This is a genomic window from Aminobacter sp. P4_H6_2, assembly GCF_056400805.1.
The window spans coordinates 1-4,551 of the sequence record NZ_JBFUKO010000448.1 but is presented as its reverse complement, the minus strand read 5'-3'; the positions used below and the strand labels follow the sequence as shown (position 1 = coordinate 4,551).

The following is a 4,551-nucleotide window of genomic DNA, read 5'->3' as shown; positions in this document are numbered from 1 at the left end:
CTATATGGTTATCGTTGGTAACCTGATTACAAATCATACCTGCTTATGCACCCAAAGGCAAAGCAGGCCGAACAGGAGAACAGTCATGAACATCGCTCTCATCGGCGCATCCGGCTTTGTCGGCACCACGGTACTCAAGGAAGCGGCCTCACGCGGCCACAAGGTCACCGCTATTGTCCGCAGCCCGGCGAAGGTCGCCCAGCTCGACGGCGTCACTGCCGTACAGGCTGACGCCAATGACATGGAGGCGCTGAAAGCTGCGATTTCGGGTAGCGATGTCGTCATCTCCGCCTTCAATGGCGGTTGGGGCGATCCCGACATCTATGCCAAGCATCTCGCCGGCTCGAAGGCCATCGTTGCCGCAGCCAAAGCCGCCGGCAAGCGCCTGATCGTGGTCGGCGGCGCCGGCAGCCTCGAAATCGACGGCAAGCAACTCGTCGACGGGCCGAACTTCCCCGACGCCTACAAGGACGGCGCACGCGCGGCACGCGACGCACTCGCGGCACTACGTACGGAAACCGGCCTGGAATGGTCGTTCATCTCGCCCGCCATCATGATGGCGCCCGGCGAACGCACCGCAAAATTCCGCATCGGCTCCGACCAACCGGTGTTCGATGCCAAGGGCGAAAGCCACATCTCGGTGCAAGACCTGGCTGTGGCCATTGTCGACGAGGCCGAAACGCCCAAGCACACCGGCAAGCGCTTCACTGTGGGCTACTGATCGGATTGCCGGGGCTCAGTGCTTTGTCTTGTGCTCCGGCAAGCCCTTGCGCTTGGTCTCGGCGAACTCCTCAAGCTGCTTTTCGGTCATCGACTCGAACATTTCCTTCGATGCGCCGAACAGTTCGCTCTTCTTGATCTCGCCGCGCTTGGCGGCAAGGGCCGCTCCGGCGGCCTTTTGCTGGGCTTTTGACATGGCAGGCATGGCTTCGCCTCCTGTTGTTGAACATGAGCCAAACGCACTCCACAGCGCAGGGTTCCACGCCCACCCTTCAAACCRCACTCAATTCTCTAACATGTTGTAATCATTGTATTTAGAGCGATTCCAAACTACGCAATTAACTTGACAACACCTATCATCTTTCTATTCTGACCCGATCCTTGCCCGCCCGGGTGGACGATGGCGAGGACTATGAGGTCATCACCATGTTCGCTCCTTCCACGTCGATTGCAGCTCTTGCAGCCGGGCTTTTCCTTGGCTTGAGCCTGGTTTCGCAAGCCGCCGAGACCCAAGACGCCTACACCATCACCATCAAGGATCACCATTTCAAGCCGCAGGCCCTGACCGTGCCGGCTGGCAAGGCATTCGACCTCGTCGTCGTCAACGACGATCCGACTGCCGAGGAGTTCGAAAGCAACGACTTCCATGTCGAAAAGGTCGTGGCGGGCGGCAAGCAGATCAAACTGCATGTCGGACCCTTGGCTGCGGGCAGCTATGGTTTCTTCGGCGATCGGCACAAGGAAACGGCTCTGGGCAACCTGTTTGCGGAGTGAGCCGATGCTTTCGACATTCGTCATCGTCTTTCGCGAAACGCTCGAAGCCGCGCTGATCGTTTCCATCGTGCTGGCATCGAGCAAGGGCATAAGCGGCCGCGCCGGCTGGGTTGCAGGCGGTGTCTGTGCCGGTCTGGCCGGGGCTGCCATCGTTGCCTTTTTCGCCAGTGGCCTGTCGGATCTGTTCGACGGCAACGGCACTGAGCTGTTCAACGCTGTAGTGCTGCTGATCGCCGTGGCGATGCTTGCCTGGCACCAGGTCTGGATGAGCACTCATGCCACGGAACTGGTCGGCGAAAGCCGCGCTGTCGGCAAGGCGGTGAAGGAAGGAGCAAAGCCACTGTCTGCCTTGGCAATCATCTGCGCAATCGCCGTGCTGCGCGAGGGATCTGAGACGGTGCTGTTCCTCTATGGCATCGCCATCGAAGGCAAACTCAGCGTGGCGACGATGCTGCAAGGCGGCGCGCTCGGCGTGATTGGCGCGGCACTGGTCGGCGGATTGTTTTATGCGGGGCTGTTGAGCGTACCACTCAAGCTRATATTCCGCATCACCGGCGTCATCATCATCATGCTCGCTGCCGGCCTTGCCGCGCAGGSTGCCGCATTCCTGGTCCAGGCAGGCTACCTGCCGGCATTGKGCTACGATATCTGGAACACGTCGGAAATCCTGCCGCAGACCAATCCTGTCGGCTTCCTGCTTCATATCCTCGTCGGATATGTCGCGCGGCCAGAAGGCATCCAGATAGCAGCCTATGTCGCAACGGTCGTGCTCATCGTGACGGCTTCGGCACTGGTACGTCGCTCGCAGGCTTCGGGTGGAATCAAGCCAGGCTAAGGCCGAATCCCTGCATGAGCCGTGCTGTGGCGAAATGCGGCTTGCCGGACGTGAAGATCGCAAGATCGCGTCCGAATGCCARTTTCTTTGAACGTTTTGCCGTTGCGTCGCCATTGAGCAGCGACACCGCGCGCCGCGCAATCGCCTCGGCCGGATCGATCCAGTCGACCGGCCAGGGAGCCGTCTTGCGCATGCGGTTGACCAGGAACGGATAGTGCGTGCAGGCAAGCACAACGATGTCGGTGCGGTGGCCGTCCTGTTCGATGAAGCAGGGTGCGATCTCGTCCTTGACCGCCTGCTCGTCGACGAAGCCGTCGCGCATATAGATCTCAGCCATCTGCGCCAGCCTGTCGCTGCCGACCAGCCTGACATGGCATTTAGTCGCCCATTGGGTGATCAGGTCGCGCGTGTATTGCCGCTTGACCGTGCCTGGCGTTGCCAGCACCGACACCAGGCCCGAACGGGTGCGCTCGGCTGCCGGCTTGATCGCCGGCACCGTGCCGACAAAGGGATGGCCAGGAAATGCCTGGCGCAGCGCGTCGATGACCAGCGTGGAAGCCGTATTGCAGGGAACGACCGAAATCTCAGGATCGAAACGCTCGAGCAGGCCCCCAAACAGATCGAGGATACGCGCCTTGAGCGCCGGCTCTTCCCACGCACCGTAGGGAAATGCCGCATCGTCGGCGACATAGACGAAACGGCGCTCCGGCATCAGCACGCGCGCCTCGCGCAGCACGGTCAGCCCGCCGATGCCTGAATCAAACATCAGGATCGGGCGATCAGTCATTGTCGAGCCCCCTGCCGCCGACTGGCGGCGTGTCGTCCTCATCGGCACCTGCGCTGCCGGAATGGGCGGCGTGGTCGACCTTGGCCTTGCGATCGGGATAGCCGGCGCCGCGCGGCTCCTTGGGCGAGAAATAGTCGAGCGAGGCAACCACGCCGCGCAGAACCTTGAGCTCGGGCGCGAAAAAGCCAGGCCGCGTCAGCACCGAACGCAGATTGTCGACCATCTTGGGTTTCTTGGCCGCCGGGCGGAAATAGCCGCGGGCGTCGAGGGCAGCTTCAAGATGATTGAGAAAGCCGTGCAACTGCTCTTTGGTCGCCGGCACCATTTCGGGACCGGCAAAATTGGTCTGCGTTTCGTCTTCCAGACCAGACTTCATCCATTCATAGGACATCAGCAGCACCGCTTGGGCGATGTTGAGCGAGGCAAAGGCCGGGTCTACCGGGAAGGTGACGATCTCGTCGGCGAGGCTCACTTCCTCATTATAGAGGCCGAAACGCTCGCGGCCGAACAGGATGCCGGTGCGCTGGCCCGATAGGGCGTGGCTTCGCAGCGTCCGCCCCGCCTCGACAGGGCCAGCGACACGCTTGAAGCCGTCGCGCTGGCGCGCTGTGGTGGCAAAGATGAAATTGAGATCGACAACGGCGGAGGCGAGATCGGGGAAGACGACAACGCCGTCGATGACATGGTCAGCACTGCTGGCGGCCGCCCTCGCCTTTTCGCTCGGCCAGCCATCGCGCGGATTGACCAGGCGCAATTCGCGGAGGCCGAAATTGGCCATGGCGCGCGCCACCATGCCGATATTCTCGCCGAGCTGAGGCTCGACAAGAACGATTACCGGTGCGGTAGGCCGTGCGGAGGATGAAATGTCTGACATTGCTGCGATTGAACCGAGAATTGCGCCTTTTGCGCGTCCCTGCCACATTCGGCGCTGAAAATGAAGTTCTGGTGAGCAAAAGCAGGGCGGCCGGCCAAGAATGGCAACCTGCCGCGAAAAGAAGTGTCGAAAACGCCCGGCACGCCGCGATTCATACATTGTCAGCAAAAGCACTGGGCGAGCAGTGGCAATCATTTGCGCGGCCCGATGCGCTTTGGTATAGGGGCCGCACTCCCAATCGTGAACCTCCGGGACCGGCTGGTTCCAGGCAAAAAGAGGCATTTTCTTATGGCGAAGATCAAGGTGGCCAACCCCGTCGTCGAGCTCGACGGCGATGAGATGACCCGCATCATCTGGCAGTTCATCAAGGACAAGTTGATCCACCCCTATCTCGACCTCAACATCGAATATTATGACCTCGGCATCGAGCACCGCGACGCCACCAACGACCAGGTGACGATCGACGCGGCCAACGCCATCAACAAGCACGGCGTCGGCGTGAAATGCGCCACCATCACGCCTGACGAGCAGCGCGTCGAAGAGTTCAAGCTCAAGAAGATG

7 protein-coding genes are annotated in these 4,551 nt (G+C 60.9%); 4 read left to right on the top strand and 3 right to left on the bottom strand.

Features of this window, described 5'->3' with window-relative positions; all coding sequences use genetic code 11:
- Positions 1 to 85: 85 nt before the first annotated feature.
- Positions 86 to 721, top strand: a complete 636-nt coding sequence (locus AC1DUU_RS23985) for an NAD(P)-dependent oxidoreductase (RefSeq protein ID WP_476785882.1) — start codon at positions 86 to 88, stop codon at positions 719 to 721.
- Positions 722 to 736: 15 nt separating this feature from the next.
- Here AC1DUU_RS23985 and AC1DUU_RS23980 read toward each other — a convergent pair whose 3' ends face one another.
- Positions 737 to 925: a DUF3008 family protein gene (locus AC1DUU_RS23980; protein WP_476785881.1), complete on the bottom strand. Its 189-nt coding sequence runs from the start codon at positions 923 to 925 to the stop codon at positions 737 to 739.
- Positions 926 to 1,146: 221 nt separating this feature from the next.
- Between AC1DUU_RS23980 and AC1DUU_RS23975 the strand changes: the two genes are divergently transcribed.
- Positions 1,147 to 1,494 carry a cupredoxin domain-containing protein gene (locus AC1DUU_RS23975; RefSeq protein ID WP_476785880.1) on the top strand — a complete coding sequence of 116 codons (348 nt, stop codon included), beginning with the start codon at positions 1,147 to 1,149 and terminating at the stop codon, positions 1,492 to 1,494.
- 4 nt (positions 1,495 to 1,498) lie between these two features.
- Positions 1,499 to 2,329: an FTR1 family iron permease gene (locus AC1DUU_RS23970; protein WP_476785879.1), complete on the top strand. Its 831-nt coding sequence runs from the start codon at positions 1,499 to 1,501 to the stop codon at positions 2,327 to 2,329.
- Here the strand turns inward: AC1DUU_RS23970 and murI are convergent.
- Together murI and AC1DUU_RS23960 are read right to left on the bottom strand one after the other, a co-directional pair.
- Positions 2,316 to 3,116: a glutamate racemase gene (gene murI, locus AC1DUU_RS23965; protein ID WP_476785878.1), complete on the bottom strand. Its 801-nt coding sequence runs from the start codon at positions 3,114 to 3,116 to the stop codon at positions 2,316 to 2,318. The two genes, AC1DUU_RS23970 and murI, sit on opposite strands and share 14 nt — an antisense overlap.
- A complete protein-coding gene (locus AC1DUU_RS23960) occupies positions 3,109 to 3,990 on the bottom strand; it encodes an RNA methyltransferase (RefSeq protein ID WP_476785877.1) in 882 nt (293 codons plus the stop codon). The genes murI and AC1DUU_RS23960 overlap by 8 nt, the downstream gene beginning before the upstream one ends.
- A 288-nt stretch (positions 3,991 to 4,278) precedes the next feature.
- Here AC1DUU_RS23960 and AC1DUU_RS23955 point away from each other — a divergent pair.
- Positions 4,279 to 4,551 (top strand): isocitrate/isopropylmalate family dehydrogenase (locus tag AC1DUU_RS23955; RefSeq protein ID WP_476785876.1); only part of this gene is annotated, 273 nt, incomplete at its 3' end.